General features: G+C 39.6%; 15 protein-coding genes and 3 pseudogenes. 9 read left to right on the top strand and 9 right to left on the bottom strand.

Annotation, left to right across the window (positions count from 1 at the left end):
• Positions 1-26: 26 nt before the first annotated feature.
• Positions 27-1,019 carry a pyruvate dehydrogenase (acetyl-transferring) E1 component subunit alpha gene (gene pdhA / locus IPK31_19560; GenBank protein MBK8089933.1) on the bottom strand — a complete coding sequence of 331 codons (993 nt, stop codon included), beginning with the start codon at positions 1,017-1,019 and terminating at the stop codon, positions 27-29.
• Between the two features lie 277 nt (positions 1,020-1,296).
• On the opposite strand from pdhA, the gene recF reads away from it, so the two are divergent.
• The 3 genes from recF (at position 1,297) to IPK31_19575 (ending at position 3,205) form a co-directional block, all read left to right on the top strand.
• The gene (recF, locus tag IPK31_19565; protein MBK8089934.1) at positions 1,297-2,379 is read left to right on the top strand and encodes a DNA replication and repair protein RecF; all 1,083 of its coding nucleotides are present in this window, start codon (positions 1,297-1,299) and stop codon (positions 2,377-2,379) included.
• Between the two features lie 41 nt (positions 2,380-2,420).
• Positions 2,421-2,702 (top strand): DUF721 domain-containing protein, encoded by a 282-nt coding sequence (locus IPK31_19570; GenBank protein MBK8089935.1) that lies wholly within the window; start codon positions 2,421-2,423, stop codon positions 2,700-2,702.
• Positions 2,703-2,824: 122 nt separating this feature from the next.
• Positions 2,825-3,205 carry a hypothetical protein gene (locus tag IPK31_19575; protein ID MBK8089936.1) on the top strand — a complete coding sequence of 127 codons (381 nt, stop codon included), beginning with the start codon at positions 2,825-2,827 and terminating at the stop codon, positions 3,203-3,205.
• Between the two features lie 93 nt (positions 3,206-3,298).
• Here IPK31_19575 and IPK31_19580 read toward each other — a convergent pair whose 3' ends face one another.
• The 4 genes and pseudogenes from IPK31_19580 to IPK31_19595 form a co-directional block, all read right to left on the bottom strand.
• Positions 3,299-4,315: a proline iminopeptidase-family hydrolase gene (locus IPK31_19580; protein ID MBK8089937.1), complete on the bottom strand. Its 1,017-nt coding sequence runs from the start codon at positions 4,313-4,315 to the stop codon at positions 3,299-3,301.
• 31 nt (positions 4,316-4,346) lie between these two features.
• Positions 4,347-5,395, bottom strand: a pseudogene (locus IPK31_19585) (ABC transporter permease).
• Positions 5,396-5,406: 11 nt separating this feature from the next.
• Positions 5,407-6,515, bottom strand: a pseudogene (locus IPK31_19590) (DoxX family protein).
• Between the two features lie 98 nt (positions 6,516-6,613).
• Positions 6,614-7,162, bottom strand: coding sequence for a DUF1599 domain-containing protein (locus IPK31_19595; GenBank protein ID MBK8089938.1), 549 nt, complete (start codon positions 7,160-7,162; stop codon positions 6,614-6,616).
• Between the two features lie 57 nt (positions 7,163-7,219).
• On the opposite strand from IPK31_19595, the gene folP reads away from it, so the two are divergent.
• Positions 7,220-8,050 (top strand): dihydropteroate synthase, encoded by an 831-nt coding sequence (gene folP, locus IPK31_19600; protein ID MBK8089939.1) that lies wholly within the window; start codon positions 7,220-7,222, stop codon positions 8,048-8,050.
• A 93-nt stretch (positions 8,051-8,143) separates the two neighbouring features.
• Here the strand turns inward: folP and IPK31_19605 are convergent, their stop codons facing one another.
• Together IPK31_19605 and IPK31_19610 are read right to left on the bottom strand one after the other, a co-directional pair.
• The gene (locus tag IPK31_19605) at positions 8,144-9,067 is read right to left on the bottom strand and encodes an FKBP-type peptidyl-prolyl cis-trans isomerase (protein MBK8089940.1); all 924 of its coding nucleotides are present in this window, start codon (positions 9,065-9,067) and stop codon (positions 8,144-8,146) included.
• Between the two features lie 9 nt (positions 9,068-9,076).
• Positions 9,077-10,090 (bottom strand): annotated as a pseudogene (locus IPK31_19610) (DHH family phosphoesterase).
• A 174-nt stretch (positions 10,091-10,264) separates the two neighbouring features.
• Here IPK31_19610 and IPK31_19615 point away from each other — a divergent pair.
• The 4 genes from IPK31_19615 (at position 10,265) to IPK31_19630 (ending at position 14,454) form a co-directional block, all read left to right on the top strand.
• Positions 10,265-10,681: a nucleoside-diphosphate kinase gene (locus IPK31_19615; GenBank protein MBK8089941.1), complete on the top strand. Its 417-nt coding sequence runs from the start codon at positions 10,265-10,267 to the stop codon at positions 10,679-10,681.
• Positions 10,682-10,803: 122 nt separating this feature from the next.
• Positions 10,804-11,112, top strand: a complete 309-nt coding sequence (locus tag IPK31_19620) for a hypothetical protein (protein MBK8089942.1) — start codon at positions 10,804-10,806, stop codon at positions 11,110-11,112.
• Positions 11,113-11,209: 97 nt separating this feature from the next.
• The gene (locus tag IPK31_19625) at positions 11,210-12,721 is read left to right on the top strand and encodes a DUF3857 domain-containing protein (protein ID MBK8089943.1); all 1,512 of its coding nucleotides are present in this window, start codon (positions 11,210-11,212) and stop codon (positions 12,719-12,721) included.
• Positions 12,718-14,454, top strand: coding sequence for a DUF3857 domain-containing protein (locus IPK31_19630; GenBank protein ID MBK8089944.1), 1,737 nt, complete (start codon positions 12,718-12,720; stop codon positions 14,452-14,454). The genes IPK31_19625 and IPK31_19630 overlap by 4 nt, the downstream gene beginning before the upstream one ends.
• Before the next feature lie 306 nt (positions 14,455-14,760).
• Here the strand turns inward: IPK31_19630 and IPK31_19635 are convergent, their stop codons facing one another.
• Complete coding sequence (locus tag IPK31_19635; protein ID MBK8089945.1) at positions 14,761-15,288, bottom strand: GNAT family N-acetyltransferase; 528 nt, start codon at positions 15,286-15,288, stop codon at positions 14,761-14,763.
• Positions 15,289-15,426: 138 nt separating this feature from the next.
• Here IPK31_19635 and IPK31_19640 point away from each other — a divergent pair, with 138 nt between their 5' ends.
• Positions 15,427-16,173: a class I SAM-dependent methyltransferase gene (locus IPK31_19640; protein ID MBK8089946.1), complete on the top strand. Its 747-nt coding sequence runs from the start codon at positions 15,427-15,429 to the stop codon at positions 16,171-16,173.
• 106 nt (positions 16,174-16,279) lie between these two features.
• Here IPK31_19640 and IPK31_19645 read toward each other — a convergent pair whose 3' ends face one another.
• Entirely contained in the window at positions 16,280-17,719 is a 1,440-nt protein-coding gene (locus IPK31_19645) for a glycoside hydrolase family 28 protein (GenBank protein ID MBK8089947.1), read from the bottom strand.
• Between the last annotated feature and the right edge of the window lie 8 nt (positions 17,720-17,727).

The following is a 17,727-nucleotide window of genomic DNA, read 5'->3' on the forward strand; positions in this document are numbered from 1 at the left end:
ATTTATAAAAATTAGTTCTAACTCAATTAATCTGTAATGAATGGATAGTTTGCATCAACATATACATCCTTCAGCAATTCATCTGCATCCGGAAACGGACTGTCTTCTGCAAACTGAACACTCTCTTCCACTTCTAACCGTACACGTTCGTTGATCACTTCAATTTCATCTTCTTTTACACCAAACACATCCAGCAATTTTCGCTTTGCAACTTCAATCGGGTCTCTCTCTTTGTATTCTTCCACTTCGTCTTTGGAGCGGTATTTCTGCGGATCACTCATTGAGTGACCTTTATAACGGTAGGTCTTAAACTCCAGCAAGGTTGGGCCTTCGCCTTTTCTACCACGGCTCACCGCACGGCTTACGCTCTCATGAACAGCTTCCATATCCATTCCGTCAACACTGTCCGCAGGCATATCATATGCATCAGCCAATTTATAAATATCAACCACGTTACTGGTACGTTCAACCGAAGTACCCATCGCATAGTTGTTGTTCTCACAAATAAAAATTACCGGCAGTTTCCACAGCATGGCCAAGTTGAAGGTTTCGTGCAGCATACCCTGACGTGCAGCACCATCGCCAAAGAAAGTAAGAGATACATTATCAGTTCCTTTATACTTTTCTGCAAAAGCCAACCCGGCACCGGTACCAATCTGTGCACCCACAATTCCGTGGCCCCCAAAAAAACCAACATCCACACCAAAAAAGTGCATGCTTCCACCTTTTCCTTTTGAACAACCGGTTGCCTTACCATACAATTCGGCCATACAGCTTTTGGCACTAACGCCTTTTGCAATAGCCAGCGCATGGTTACGGTAAGCAGTGATCATAGTATCTTCTGGCTTTGTTGCCGTCATACAACCTGCAGCAATTGCTTCCTGTCCGATATAAAGATGGCAGAATCCACGGATTTTCTGCATTCCGTACAGCTGACCTGTTTTTTCCTCAAATCGACGGAGCAAAAGCATCAACTCGTACCAGTATAAGTAGGTTTCTTTTGTAAATTTAGTGGCCACTTCGTAATTTTTTAGAGTGGCAAAGATAAGGTACACAGTCAAATTTAAATCGCCTTTTTAGCGATGTGGATTTTTGTGTAACCGGCTGTTTTGCCAATATTTAGCTGTAGTTGTGTCACTCACTTGTACGCTTGATAATTCTATTCAACAACCCACCCCTTTTATCATTGTTTATATGTAGTATTATGTATCCCCTCCAGAGGGGCATAATCACTCAGAGTGCCATTCTTACTTCTTCCCTCTTGCCTCCTACCTCTTCCTTCTTATCTTGCAGCCCATGCTTTCGCTGAAGTCAATTTCATTAACGCAGTTTAAAAACTATACTTTCCAGGACTTTGTCTTTGATCAGCCCATTGTTGCTATAACCGGGGCTAACGGGATTGGCAAAACCAATCTGCTCGATGCCATTCACTATCTCTGCTTTACAAAAAGCTATTTTACCGGGATCGACAGTAACAATGTTCTTCATGGTGCAGCCGGGTTCCGCATTGAGGGTGTTTTAAAAGAAGCCGCTGAAGAGATCAATACCACCATCATTCTCCGGGAAAATGGCAAAAAGGAAGTTAGTTGCAACGGATCAGTATATGAAAAATTTTCACAGCATATTGGTAAATATCCCTGTGTTGTGATTGCACCTGATGATGTGGAACTGATTATTGGTGGCAGTGAAGAACGACGCAGATTCTTAGACACGCTGCTTTCTCAACTCGACCCCAACTATCTGCAACAGCTCATTATTCATAATAAAGTAATTCAGCAACGCAACAGCTATTTAAAAAATTCTGCACAGACCCAAACAAAAAATAATGCGCTACTTGATGTTTTGGATGAACAGTTAGTTGCTGCCGGAAATTTCATTCATCAAAAAAGAGCAGGCTTTTTACCAAAGTTTAATGAGGCTGTAATAGCCTTTTACAAAATTATTGCAGGTAAAGCAGAAGCCATTCATGTGCAGTACGAAAGTCAGTTACTGGAGCAACCTTTTGAACAATTGCTGAAACAAACAAGGGAGAAAGATTACCTGCTGCAACGCACTTCGACCGGTATTCATAAAGATGACCTTCTCTTTGAAATGAATGAAGAGCCTTTTAAACTGACGGCTTCGCAGGGACAGCGAAAAAGTATGCTCTTCAGTTTAAAACTGGCTGAAGCTGAAACACTCAAACAACATAAAGGCTTTGCTCCTCTTTTGCTGTTAGATGATGTGTTTGAAAAATTAGATCAGCAACGGATGCACAATCTCCTGTATTATGTATGTACACAACATGGCGGGCAGGTATTTTTAACTGATACACACCAGCAGCGGATGACGAAAGCATTTGAAGAGCTGGGAATGAAAGTGCAGGTGATCAGCTTATAAGTTTCACCCTTCATTACTTTACGATCAATTAACTTTACAACATGAGCGAAGTATCCATACAGGAAGCCATGAAACAGTTCTTAGAGCAGAGTAAACTCAAACAAAGAGTACGTGCCCTGGAAATAAAAGATGTATGGGAAGACCTGATGGGCAAAACCATTGCCAAGTACACAGAAGATATTAAACTCATCAACCAGCAGCTCATTATTACCACCAGCATGGCCCCTTTAAAACAGGAGCTGATCTTTCAACGGGAGAAAATCCGCAACCGCATCAACGAGCTTTTTAACGAACATGCGGTGAAAGAAGTTATTATCAAATAGCCCTTTCAGCTCCGGCATGAATTATCTCATTTCATTTACTGATTCAGATCATGGTTTATCTGCATGTTGTCATACAACTTTGAGAGTGACAACAATATCTAAAACCTCTAAAGTATAAACCCATGAGCTCTTTAACAGTTTCTCATAGCGGTACAGAACACCAGGAATGGTTACATGCAATTGAATTTTACAAAAGCGAATTTGATCTGCTTCAAAAAAGACTTGCAGAGATTGTCTCGAAAAATACAAGTCATGAAGCATTGGAAGGAGTTGAACATTTTCAGAACCAGTTTATCGTACAGCGAAACAATATTGACGAACTGCGTCACAACATAAATGAACATGTGCATAAAGTAAAACTGGATGCTGAAAGGCATGCTAACCAGATTGAAGAAGAACGGATAGCAGAGCACGAAAAACTGAAAGATGAATTCTCTGTTTTTGAAAAAGTAGTGAAAGAATTAAGGCAGGAATTCAACGAATACCTTACTAAATGGATGTAGTATCCTGATAAATCTAACCGAGCAATCGGTCAGCTGTTAAAAGACGCTGCCTTCCAGGCGGTGTCTTGCTTTTTATACAGTTATTTTTTTCGCTTAAAAACTTCCAGCATCCACATCATGAATAAAACTAATTACTCCGTTCATAAACACCTGCTGATCGTCCCACATTGCTAAATGACTTCCATTGGGGCAGTAGAGATAACGGCCTTTCTGCACCAGTTTACTTTGCTCTTCCATTGCTTTGGGGTCCATGGTATCAAACTTTGCACCTACCATCAGCGTTGGCACTTTCAGTTCTTTCAGCCGGCTTTTTATATCCCAGTTCAGCAACCTTCCTGCAACACCAAATTCTGAAGGCCCCTGCATCATAACATAAATTTCACTGTTCACATGCTTCATGGTACGGTTAAACCCATCGGGCCATTCTTCCAAACGGCATAAATGTTTTTTATAAAAATTGGGAAGCAGTAATTCCATGTAACGTGGATTTGCAAAGTCACCTTTTGCCTCAATAGCCCTGATTTCTTTCAATACGTTTGAATCCATATCTTTTGCGAGTACTTCATTGGCATACTTTCCATATTCCGGAATACTGGCCATCATATTGGCAACGATCACTCCCTTAAGATTGCTCTGATACTTCAATGCATATTCCATTGCAAGAATACCGCCCCATGAATTTCCCAGTACATAAAAATTACTGCTGTCGGCATGAATAGCTTTACGCACCTGTTCTACTTCTTCTACAAAACGGGCTGTTGTCCAGAGACTGCTGTCTTTCGGCTGATCACTGTAGTAGGATCCTAACTGATCATATTCATAAAACTCAAACCCTTCCTTCGGAAAAAAGCTTTCAAAACATTCCATATACTCATGCGTCATTGCCGGACCACCATGAAGCAATAAAATTTTAATTCGTGGATTATTGCCAAAGCGTTTTGTCCATACTTTAAATTCACCAACAGGAGTTTGAATGGGAATCATTTTAATGCCGGCCGACTGTACACCTGTATCACCATAGTTAAAGTAATCAGCAACAGTTAGTGTTGTTGTTTTTTCTTTACAGGAAAAGAAGAACACTGAAATTGCAATGAAAAGAATGATTCTCATATAAACAGTTTTGAATAAACGAAAGAAAAAATCAGCTGACTCTTACACGGGGATCAACAACTCCATACAATACATCAGCCAGCATATTGATCAACACAAAAATGAAAGCACTGATCAACACACTTCCCATTACCACAGGGTAATCTAATTTCTCCAGCGCATCTACCGTAACTTTTCCTATACCCTTCCACCCAAAAATATACTCAACAAAAAAGCACCGGCCAGCAATTCAGCAAACCATCCTGTAACAGCAGTAATTACCGGGTTGAGTGCATTGCGTAAAGCATGCTTCCAGATCACCACTCTCCTGCTCAATCCTTTTGCATAAGCAGTACGCACATAATCCTGGTTCAATACATCCAGCATGGAACTGCGTGTAAGTTGTGTAATGATTGCTAAGGGACGAATACCTAATGTTACTGCAGGAAGGATGAGGTTCTGTAAGGTATAGTACCGATTGCCCGTTTCTACATCAATATCAAACCAGCTGCCTGTCATGTTTAAGCCGGTGTATTTGTTCAATACAAATCCAAACAGGTAAGCAATCACAATTCCCATAAAAAAAGATGGAGCTGAAATACCAATGATACTGCTGAACACAGCTGTGGTGTCCATCCAGGTATCTTTTTTAACTGCTGCAATTACACCCAGGAAAACACCAAGCACTGTTGCCAAAATCATTGCAGCCACAGCTAACAGAATGGTGCCGGGTAATGCTTCCATCAGCAACTCTCCCACTTCTTTTTTTGTTTGATAACTGCGGCGCAGGTAAGGAAGTTTGACAGCGAAGTTTTTTTCTCCTCCAATAAATAATCCCTGCAATTTTTTCTTTTCAATTTCTTCTTTGCTGTGAATGGCAATGGGCGACACATCATTCACATACAATAAAAACTGTTTCCATTTGGGTTGATCGAGATACAATTCTTTTTTAATATTGGCGATGGTGGCACTGTCGCCTGTTTGCCCCATCACCAGTCTTGCAGGGTCGCCAAACCCCTGGAACATCCAGAACACAACCGTAACCACACCTGCCAGAACAAGGATGCCGTAGAAGAATTTTTTAAGAATGTATCTGCCCAATAGCGAAGATATTATTTTACGTTTTTAAAATTCGCCCCACTCCATTTTTCCACTACCACCGGGCCATTCATTTTATATAAAGTTGGGATTGCACGTGCAGCTGTTTTAATCGCTGTAACATCACAGGAAAGAACGGTGAGCCGACTTAATACTTCGTTGTCTTTGAACAATTGTCGGGCAGCATCTGGCACAGCCGTAACAATAAATAGTTTCTCTTTTGCTGCAATAGCTGAAACTTCTTTTATCCATGGATCATCTGCATGAAGATCATCGGTACTTTTTATAAACAATAAATAATAGGTTCCCTGTTGAAGTAGCACATCCGTTGTTAAATCAGCACCGTCAGCTGTTTTCAGATCAAAGTCTTTAATCTTCGGTTCATTGTTTTTTCCCTTTGTAACAAGCAACTGTTTACGGTCAACAAATTTCCAGGTACTGTCAGGAAGATTCTTCATCGTAAACTCCTGCTTCTTCCCCTCTTTTTCATAAATGAAGATGTACTCAAACTTATCCGGGATTGCATCAGCCGGCATTTTCTTTAATTCAAAAATATCATTCCCTTTTTTGAAGGGCAAACAATCAACCACGGGCAAATACTTCAGTGTGTACCACTGAAATCCAAAACTCAGGATCACTGCTGCCGTAATTTTCATCACATTCAACCAGTTTTTTGCAAACAATGGTTTTATGCTGTTCCGATACATCAAAATAATCGGAATCAATACCAGCAAGAGCAGGTCTTTGAAGAAAGATTGTTTTGGAGATAACGGAATGCAATCACCAAAGCATCCGCAGGATGCAAACTTCGCTGTTCCATCAGGATTAGTTGCCAGCCATGCATAGCCGGTTAAAAAGTGAAAAAGATAATAAGAAGTAATAGCAGCCAGCTGAAGAGTTTCATTCGCCAGCCAATAATCACAGCAACACCGGCAATTATTTCAAATGCATTCATCAGGATGGATAATCCCAGCGTATATTCATGAAATCCCTGTAATCCCCATGCTTCAAAGAATTCCTGCATTTTGTAACTCAGGCCCAAGGGATCATTGGCTTTTACCAATCCGGAAAAGATGAACAGAATTCCAACAAACCAGCGGATAATTGTGAGTATTACTTTCATGCGAATTGTTATCTCTTTTAAAAATCGTTCAGACCGCCTTCAGCGTTCCGATCGTACATCGCTCTTCCTACATCTTACCACGTACTTCCATCATCTCCTCACCCCTGGTGAACTCCTTCTCCAATCAGGATCAATCCAAAAACGGCGTAGTTGATGATATCATAATAATTGGCATCAATTCCTTCACTCACCAATGTTTTACCATCATTCAGCAAAATCTGCCTGATGCGTTGCAGCTTGGCCAGAATCAAATCAACAAAACTTTCCTGGCTCATTTCACGCCATGCTTCTCCATAATCATGATTTTTATCCAGCATCAGTAACTGGGCTTTGGCCATTTTTGTATCGTACAGTTCCAGCACTTTATTTACCGGCAGTTCTTCTGCTTCGCCTTCTTTTAAATCGAGTTGAATCAATCCGATAACAGCATAATTGAGAATTCCCTTGAATTCTGAAGCAAAGCTGTCGCCGATCTTTTGTTCCTGTTTTTCCTGGATGGTACGGATACGTTTAGCCTTGATATAGATCTGGTCAACGATGGAAATAGTGCGGTACACTCTCCATGAAGTTCCGTAATCAATGGTTTTCTTCTTAAAAATATCCCTGCATTCAGCAATTGCCTTTGTATATTGATCAATTGTACTCATTACTTGTTCAGAATTGTTTCGTTAATTCGTGCTTGTTTCACAGTCCTCAAAAATACAATGTACACACTCAACTGCAAAGGAAGATTATTGGTCATCGAAAAGCCTGTTGTAATGGGCATTCTGAACATTACACCCGATTCATTTTACAGCGGCAGCCGTGTGCAGCAATTAGATGAGATTCTTTCAAAGGCAGAACAAATGATCAATGAGGGCGCAGCTATTCTTGATATAGGCGGACAAAGCACCAAACCCGGCAGCGACCGCTTATCGGCAGAGGAAGAATTACAAAGAGTATTGTCGGCAATTCAGCAAATCAAAGAAAAATTTCCTGATACGTTTATTTCAATTGACACCTATCATTCAACAGTTGCTAAAGAAGCTGTTGCTGCGGGTGCAGATATGGTGAATGACATCAGTGCAGGTGAAATGGATAAGCAAATGATTTCAACAGTAGCTGCTCTTCATGTCCCCTATATTGCCATGCACATGAAGGGCACTCCTGAAACCATGCAGCAAAAACCTGCTTATGAAGATGTAGCAAAAGAAGTGATTGAGTACTTCATTCACAAACTGAATGAATGCAAACAGGCAGGTATTACAGATAGTATCATTGATCCCGGCTTTGGCTTTGGCAAAACCATTCAGCATAATTTTCAACTGCTGAAAAAACTCGAAGCCTTTCAAATTTTTCATGTTCCTGTATTAGCAGGACTCAGCCGCAAATCAACCATCTGGAAAACATTGAACACAACTCCCGAAGAAGCCCTGAACGGCACAACAGTGCTAAACACAATTGCTTTAACAAAAGGCGCTTCTATTTTAAGAGCGCATGATGTGAAGGAAGCAGTGGAAGCAATTCAATTACACCAAGCTATTATAAATGCATAAACTTGTAATTACCGGTCAGTAGAGGGCTTAAGACCGTGCATAAAAAACCGGAGACAGTTTCCTGTCTCCGGTTCGCTATTTCAATATTTTATATTATTGGTTTGGATTACCACCTGTTGGAGGAGCCGGAGGTCCTTGAGGTTGTGGTTTTGGAACTGTTATATCCAGTACTTCAACTTCAAACATCAGGTTTTCGTAAGGCTTAATTACAGGAGGATTACCCTGCATGCCATAAGCAAGCATTGAAGGAACGTAGATTCTTGCTTTACCGCCTTTTGCCAGTTGCTTCACGCCATCTTCAAAACCAGGACTCATTCCCTGTGCACCAATAACAAAACTCATTGGATCAGTATGGCCAAAAGAAGTATCAATATTTGAATCGAATTTCTTTCCTTCAAAATTCACACCTGTATACATTACAGAAACCTGCTTTCCACTGTCTGGTTTATCACCGGTTCCCGGGTTGAGAATTTCAACATAGGTTCCCAAAGGAGTTTTGGTTGCAGTAATATTTTTTGATTTGAGATAGGCTTCAACAGCTTTGAATTCTCTTTCTTTCTGTGCAGTCATTTCAGCATTGAATTCATTTTGAGCAGCAGTAAGGTCGGTCATTACTTTTGTAATGCGAATAGAGATCGTGATTTTATCACCTTTCTTTAAACCGGGAGGCATTTGACCCATATTCAGTTTTGCAATTGAATCAGCACTCTGAACAATAATACAGCTGTCGCCCGCATGAAGCATTGGAAGGATTTCAGAGAGATCATATGGACGCCCAACACTGTCAACTGCAGTAAACGCAGGAATCTTACCATATGAATTATAGGTAACAGAATCTTTTTGCTTTACAATTGCATTGAATTTGATAAAGCTGCCAGCTTTCAGCTGAGCACCTTTGCCATCAGAGATAATTTTGTACAGTAAACCACTCTTTGCTTTTTTGAAAGAGCCGCCCCCGCATGATGCCAGTACCACTATAGCAAGCATGGCAACAAAAATGGATTGAATTTTCTTCATTGTTTGTATTTAAATAGTTGATAATTGCGATTTATAATTCTGAATAACCGTTTTAAATAAGTTCACATTTGCTTCGAGGCTTTCGTCTCTTTCTCCACCTGCCGCATTGAAATGTCCACCCCCGTTAAAATGCTGGCGTGCAAAAGTATTACAATCAAACTCTCCTTTGCTGCGGAAGCTCCATTTTCTTTTTCGTCCCTGTCAATGATCAAAGCCGCCAGTTTTATACCCTGGATACCGAGCGGATAGTTCACCAAACCCTCTGTATCGCCGGTTTTAATCTGGAATCGGAGCAAATCCTGCTTGGTAACCCAGATCAGTGCGGTGTTGATTTCATAATCCACTTCCATCCTGTTCATGAGAACATGACCAATAAAACGGAAACGGTTTTCTAAAAAGTTATCGTAAATATGATCGTGAATAACTGTGTGCTCCAGGCCCCTGCGTTTAAAATCGGCAATCATTTCAAATACCGATGCAGAGGTTGATGCAAAACGGAAACTTCCCGTATCGCCCATTACTCCGGCATACAGGCACTGCATCATTTCATTGGTAAGTTTTTCAATATGACCGCTGTGCATAATGAAATCATACACCATTTCACAGGTTGAGCTTTTGGCGGTATTACTGATGCCATAAGCAAATACTTCTGTCTGTGGTTCACGATGATGATCAATCAACACTTTTTGTGTCTTTGCATTTTCCAATGCTGTTGCCATACGTTTGGTACGGTTGAGTGCATTAAAATCGAGACAAAAAATCCAATCGGCATCGTTTAAGATCGTATTGCACTTATCGATATTCGTTTCGTAGTTGAGTACATTTTCACAACCGGGCATCCAGTTTAAAAAAAGCAGCCCAGTTAGTGGGAGAAATGACCTGAACGGTATGTCCAAGCTGTACTAATAAATGATACAACCCCAACGACGATCCCATAGCATCGGGATCGGGCTTGTGGTGAGTGGTGATAACCACTTTTCCGGGACTGTGCAGTAAGGGGTATAATTCGTTGATTGCTTGCATATCGGGCGGCTGCAAATGTAGGGGAAAAGAAGGAGGTGGGAGTCAGGAATTTGGATAAGTACAGAGTTATGAACAGCCTGCCGATTCTCCATGCCTGATTACTAATTCCCGATTACGAAATCCCTTCCTTCTCTCATCTTCCCTATCTTTGCGGCGCAAAAAACAAAGAATACTATGAGCAATAGTACGTTTACAATGATCAAACCTGACGCCATGAAAAACGGCCATGCAGGTGCTATTTTAGACAAAATCATCAAGGCAGGCTTTCGTGTGGTGGCATTAAAGCAAACCAAACTAACTACTGAAACTGCAGGCGAATTTTACGCTGTTCACAAGGCAAGACCTTTTTTTGGTGAACTGGTTGAATTTATGAGCAGCGGTGTAATCATTGCAGCCATACTTGAAAAAGATAACGCAGTGGCAGATTTCCGCACACTGATTGGCGCAACCGACCCGGCAAAAGCCGATGAAGGAACCATCCGTAAGCTCTATGCAGCTTCAGTTGGTGAAAACGCTGTACACGGAAGCGACTGTGATGAAAATGCAAAAATTGAAGGAAGCTTTTTCTTCAGTGGTCTGGAGCAGTATTAATCATCGATTTTACAAATAAGTAATCCCCCTTAGTTTTAAAACTAAGGGGGATTTTTTTTCACTGAATCATTGGTAATCTTACCCTGCTGCTCTATTATTGCACAAACCAAAAACACTGCATCATGCGAACCCTCCTGTGCCTGTTATCCATGTTTATTTTCCATTCAGGTTTAGTTGCTCAAAAAATCCCCTCGTTTGGCAAAATTGACAAAGCTGATCTTGAATACAAGGAATGCAGCTACGATAAATCTGCTGTGGCAGAATACCTCATTGATTATGGTGAAGTAAACTATTTCATCAGTACATCAAACTTTATCAACGAAACAAGTTATCGCATACGTATCAAAATCCTGAATGAAAAGGACTTGAGCTTGCAAATGTGCGTATTCCCTATTACTCCAAAAATAACCGCCAAAAATTGGAGGCATTGACGGCTATACTTATAACCTTAATGAAAAAGGCGAAGTTGAAAGAACCAAACTGGAGAGAAAGTCTGTACTGGAGCAGCGGGTTGATGAAAATTATGAAATGGCTGTTTTTACATTGCCAAATGTAAAAGTGGGAAGTGTTATTGAATACAAATACGATCACTCCAAAACTAATTATATAGAAATAGAAGACTGGATTTTTCAACGCAGCCTTCCTGTAAGGTACAGTGAATACAATGTAACCATCCCTTCGGTGCTTGAATTTACTTACCAGGTAAAACGCACTCTTCCTGTAAAAGAAACTGTTGAAGGGATTAACAATACAAAACGGTTCATCATGACCGATATTCCAGGTCTTGACAGAGAGCCATACATGAGCTGTACAAAGGATTATTTACAACGGATAGATTTCCAGCTAAGATCAATCAATAATCAACCCATTTTAACTACATGGACCCAGCTGAATGAAGAATTGCTGGATGATGAAGATTTTGGCCTGCAGCTGAAAAAAAACATCCTGAAAAATTTGCCACTGGAAGATGAACTTAAGAAACTAACATCTGACTATGCAAAGATTCTTGCTGTTTTTAATTACGTAAAAAAGAACGTAGCCTGGAACGGAGAAAACAGAAGGTATTCTTCTAATGGATTGAAGACTGCTTTAGAAAAACATTCCGGCAACAGCGCAGATATGAATCTTCTGGTGATCAATTTACTAAGAGATGCAGGAGTAAATGCCTACCCATTACTTGTGAGCACAAGAGATAATGGCAGGATCAATACTTTTTACCCGTTTATTTACCAGTTTAACAATGTGTATGTGGTAACAGAAGTTGATGGCAACCGTTATATACTGGATGCCAGTAATCCTCATAACCCTGCATTTATGGTTCCCTGGGATGTTCAGTTTACTGATGGATATTTGGTAGATAAAACAAAAGCAGGCTTTATTCCTCTTGCTGACACAAAACACCGGTTCAGAATCAGTGCCTCCATCTCAGCAGACCTGGATGAAAAAGGAATATTGAAATGTTCAGCTTACCTGCTGGCTTATGAATATGCAAAAAATCAGCGTCTTTCTTCATTTAATAAAGGCAAAGAAAAATATCTCACTGAATATTTTTCTGAACCACATCCTGAGTTCAAATTCGATTCTTTGCAGGTGAAAAATGAAGCGAATGATTCTCTGCCTCTTGAAAACCAGGTAAAATTCAATACACAACTTAACGCAAGCGGAGACTATTTCTTCTATTCACCAAACTTCCTTATGGAACTGGAGAAGAATGAATTTCTTTCCGATCAGCGGTTTACAGATGTTGAATTTGGTTTTACCCAATATTACACCATTGTTTCTACCATTCACTTTCCTGAAAATATGGAGCCGGAAGAACTGCCAAAGAATATTAAAATGATCATGCCCGATACAAGTATAGTGCTGCAGCGTTTCATGCAGAAAAACGAGAACAGTCTATCACTGCGTATTATACTTGAAATAAAACGTCCTACATACTATGCTGATGAATATGCTGATTTTAAAGAGTTTTATGCGCAACTGTTTGAACGCTTAAACGAGCAGATCGTGTTTAAGAAAAAAGCTAACCCAAAACCATGAGAAACATCCTTACGGTATTCTTCCTTTTCATTCAGCATATCGCTTTTTCACAAGGCCTGCTTACTTATTCATCGTTAACAATACCCGACAGTTTAAAGAAAGGTGCTGATGCGGTATTCAGACTGGATGAAACTGTAGTTGAAATCAACTCTGCGTCAAAATACACAGTCAGTGATCACAGGATTATTACCATTCTCAATAAAGACGGACTCAGGCATAGTGGCATTGTTTTCCTTACTGATAAATTAATAAAACTGGATGAAGCGGAAGTAAGAATTTACAATGACCTGGGACTTGAAATAAAAAAATACAGGAAGAAAGATTTTTCTGTTGTTGGCAACCCTTATGAAAGTTCACTGGCAACCGACAATAAATATTATTACCTTGAAGCTCCAATGCCGGAGCCTCCTTTTACAATTGAAGTAACCTCTGTAATAAAACTCTACGGTTATATCGATTTCCCCGATTGGAAATTTGGCTCGTCTGATGAATCATTTGAATTAAGCCGTTTCAAAATTGTTGTACCAACGGATTTAGATATTCGCTATAAAGCATATAATACAACGCTTACCCCTGCAGTTTCCACAGATGGAAATAATAAAGTTTATGAGTGGCAGGTTAAAAATCAAAAAATATTCCCGGCAGAAAGTAAAAGCTATGGATCTGTTTTAACAATTCCCAGGATAAGCATAGCTCCTAAGTATAAAAAAATGCAGACCGATACAAGATATGTAAGTATACAATTGGGAATCGGCGGATTGAAACCTTTTCCTGCATCCTTTGTTGAAGAGAAAAAGTATGGTGATTGTAAAGCACTGTCAAATTACATGAAACACCTTTTGAAAGCAGCAGGTATTAAGTCATATGCAGCTATCATTAAATCAGGAAAGAATGCCTATCCTGCAGATCCGTCCTTTCCAAATGAAGGCTTTGATCATGTAATACTTTGTGTGCCGAATGATAAGGATACAGTCTGGCTGGAATGCACATCTAAACTTCCTGAACCCGGCATTTTAGGAAACTTCACTGAAAACAGAAATGCACTGCTGATTACTGAAAACGGAGGGGTGTTGGTGAATACACCTGTAAGTAAAAGCTCAGACAATCAATGGCAGGCAAAAACTAATGTTGAACTGTTTGATGATGGCAGTGCATTTGTGAAAAGCCGCATTTTTGTATCGGGTGAATTCTGGGAATATATTTATGCCTATACTGATTCAAAATCAAAAGACGATATTAAAAAAGCGTTGGTGAATGTATTTGGTTATAAGGCCCCCGATGATTATGAATTAAAAATTGTAACTGATTCAGCTGACGGGCATGTAATACAGCTGAACATGGAATACAGGCAGTTTTTTGATTTCAAAGCCGGAGCAAAGCATTTTTTCCCCTTGCGCCAATACAAGCTGAATGATGAAACAATCAAAACAGCAGAAACAAGAAAGTTTGAATACCTCTTCGACTTTCCTTATATAAAATCTGATTCAACTGTTTATAAATTACCCGGCAACTTTAAGAAAGAAAACCTGCCACCAAATAAAGAAATTAAAAACAACTTCGTTTTCTATAAAACCGAAGTTCAGATAAACGAAACGGGAGATGAATTGAAAGTAGTAACACAACTCACATTGAACAAACATATTATACCTGCCCAGCAATACAATGAAGTGGCAAACAGTTTTGAATCGATCAAAAAAGATGAAGGCCAGAAAATCGTATTAAAGAAAGAATAAGCCATGGAAACCCATGGCTTAAATCAGCTTACTTTTATTCTGCGGTTCAGTTAAACTTTATGCGTTGAATTTTATGCTGATGATAACTGCCAGCGTAAAGAAGATCAGGAACACAATCAGAGGAATGTCTTTTCGGTTGTATACAACCTGAGTTTTTTCAAAACGTTTCATGGTTATTGGTTTTAAATTGGATAAATAAACAGTAGAGTACAAGATAAAACGTTTTTCCGGAAGTTTCATTGTTTCGAAGGCTAATTTCAGTGTTATCGCCTTTTTTTAACAGGCTTTCAACAGGAAATCAGTGAGTTAAGGCAGAACTACAGCTCTCTTCATCAGCCAGTCTGTCTGTAAATCACTGCCCAGAAGGAAGCTGTGTTCACTGAATTTCTCAAATCCCCAACGGGTATAAAAAGCAATTGCCCGTTCATTTTTTCCCCAAACACCAAGCCAGATCACCGCTTTATTTTGTTCTGCTGCAATGTCAATACACTTCTGCATTAAGGCACTTCCCACGCCTTTCCCAATTGCGGATGACAATGCATAAATGCGTGCAATTTCAATTGCATTTTCTTCTGCCAATATGTTCTCGCTGTTTTTTAAACGCATTCTTGCATAACCAGCCGCCTCATTATTTACATAAGCCAGTATGAAAATACCGTCAGCTTCTTCTACTTCTTTCGTCAATGCAGTTTTTGTAAACTGTTCGTTCAGGAAGAAGTCGATGTCTTCTTTTGTGTTGTCTTTTGCAAAAGCATCATAAAATGTTATGCGGCTCATTTCTGCAATCAGCTCAGCATCTTCGCTGTTTGCAAGTCTTATACTGATCTCATTCATTATCTTCTGTATTATTACTGAATTATTATGAATAGCCCGAAAATGATTTTATATTAAAGATAGTTCCTGTTGATTTCTTCTGAAACAAAAAAATTATCTTTAAACAGTTTTCATTGCCTTACTAACAAATACCAATACATGGACAGGAAATACTGGGAACGCATTGCACCGAACTATAACGTGGAAATATTTGATGTGTTACAAAATGACAAGTCGGGCAAAATTGTAACTGCCATTGAACGGATTGCATCCAAAGAAAAATCAGTTACAGATATTGGTTGCGCCATTGGCAAATGGATTCCATTATTAGCAACCGCTTTTAAACAGGTTATTGCAACAGACATTTCTGCCATTAATCTTGAACTGGCAAAGGAAAAATGTAAAGACTACCTGAATGTTGAATACCAGCGGATGGACATGAGTGCCGATACACTTACTGTTACGCCCTGCGATGTTGCTGTATGTATTAATGCCATACTTACTGATAATCTCAAAAAGCGCATCAATTTTTTCCAGGCACTGAATATCTGCTTAAATGAGGACGGCTATCTTATACTGGTAGTCCCCTCACTTGAATCAAAACTTTATACCAACATCATTGCCAACCGCTGGAATGTTGATAATGATAATAAAGAAAAGATAGAATCGGTTGAAAAAGCATTCGCCCTTGCAAAAAATATAAAACAGGGTGTAACGGATATTGACAATGTGCCTACCAAACATTACCTGAAAGAAGAACTGGAGTTATTGCTTACATTGGAAGGTTTTGCCGTTGAACAGATTGAAAAAATAAACTATACCTGGAAAACAGAATTCAACAATCCACCAAAATGGCTCACTGAACCTTTTCCCTGGGACTGGATGTGCGTTGCAAAAAAGAAATAAGACTTCACTTCCTGATTCCATAATGAATATTGAAGCGCCGCTTTATTCTAATAGAATTGAAGTTTACAGATACACATTTCTTTATTTCAAAAATCGGTTTCGTTTTTTACTTTTTTATTGCCGGGAATCTTTGAGGATTAGCTGCTTCACCCGTAAACCCGATAATATTTATTATGCGACTACTACTGCTTTCAATGGCATGTGCAAAATAATCGGGGCGGTTTGTGCCCCACTGAACAGAACTGTTTCTGATACTGACCAAACCTGCACCATCAATATAAAAACCTGAAGTGCGTCCTTTTACAAATCCATCCACTTCGCAGGGACGGCGGTCATATACTCCACCCGGCAGCGCAGTCGTTTTATTAATCATGACATCCACCTGGTCGAAAATGATGTTGTCAATTTTATCCTGCGATTCACCACTTACATAGATGCCGTTTTCACTGATGCATTTGATATTGCTGAACGTGATATTGCTCACTTGCCCCACTCTTCCTTCTGTGGCCCCTTTCGGAAAACGCCAGTTGGCATCTTTGTTATTTCCTTTTGCCCTACGGTAAGCAGTTACATAAATTGGTTCCGCTTTTCCCCACCACACATCACTGAACAAATGACTTTCAATAATCATGTTTGAAAAGACCACATCTCTTACCACCCCTTCATCTCTATGCTGGATACCAACACCACGGTTACTGTTTTTAATGATGCAGTTATTAAACAGCACCTGCTGAATTGTATCCATGTTTTCTGAACCAATCTTTATTGCACAGCTGCGGCTAGTCATGGTACAATTTGTAACAGTAATATTTTCACATTTTCCAAACTCTTCAAACTCTCTCCTGTTCTTGATACAAATACAATCATCACCACTTTCAATATAACAATCACTGATCCGTACATTTTTACTGTGGTCGAGATCAATACCATCGCTGTTTCTGACTTTTAAACTGTTCAGTAGTGTAATTCCTGCTATCAGCACATCATTACAACCAACCAAATGAACCGTCCAGTAAGCTGAGTTACCAATATGTACATCATGAATCCGGATATTGTTACCGCCAATGATTGTAAGCACATGCGGACGTGGATCAAACACATTGAAAGGTTTCAGCACATAAGAATCTTCCAGTTCATCGCCCATGAATGCAATGCCGTTTCCATCAATTTTTCCACTGCCGCTGATGGTGAGGTTCTGTATATTTTCAGCTCCAATCCAAATACTTCCTTCACCCGGGTTTGTACGGAATGCACTTTTTGTATAAAGCTTTTCATTTGCGCTTGCTTTTACCATTGCTCCACCTTCCACATGAAAATCAATATTCGATTTTAAATTGAATGGCCCAGCTATAAATGTAAATGGAGCAGGTACAAGTACTCTTCCTCCTCCTGCTATAGTACATGCATCAATTGCTTTTTGAATGGCAACAGCATCATTGGTTATACCATCTCCTTTTGCACCATATGTTCTAATGTTAAATACTTTTTGCGCTGAAAGTTGCAAGACTGTAGTTATTGTTACCAATATGCAGAGAATCTTTTTCATCTGTTCAT

This window comes from Chitinophagaceae bacterium (genome assembly GCA_016713085.1).
Taxonomy (GTDB): Bacteria; Bacteroidota; Bacteroidia; order Chitinophagales; family Chitinophagaceae; genus Lacibacter.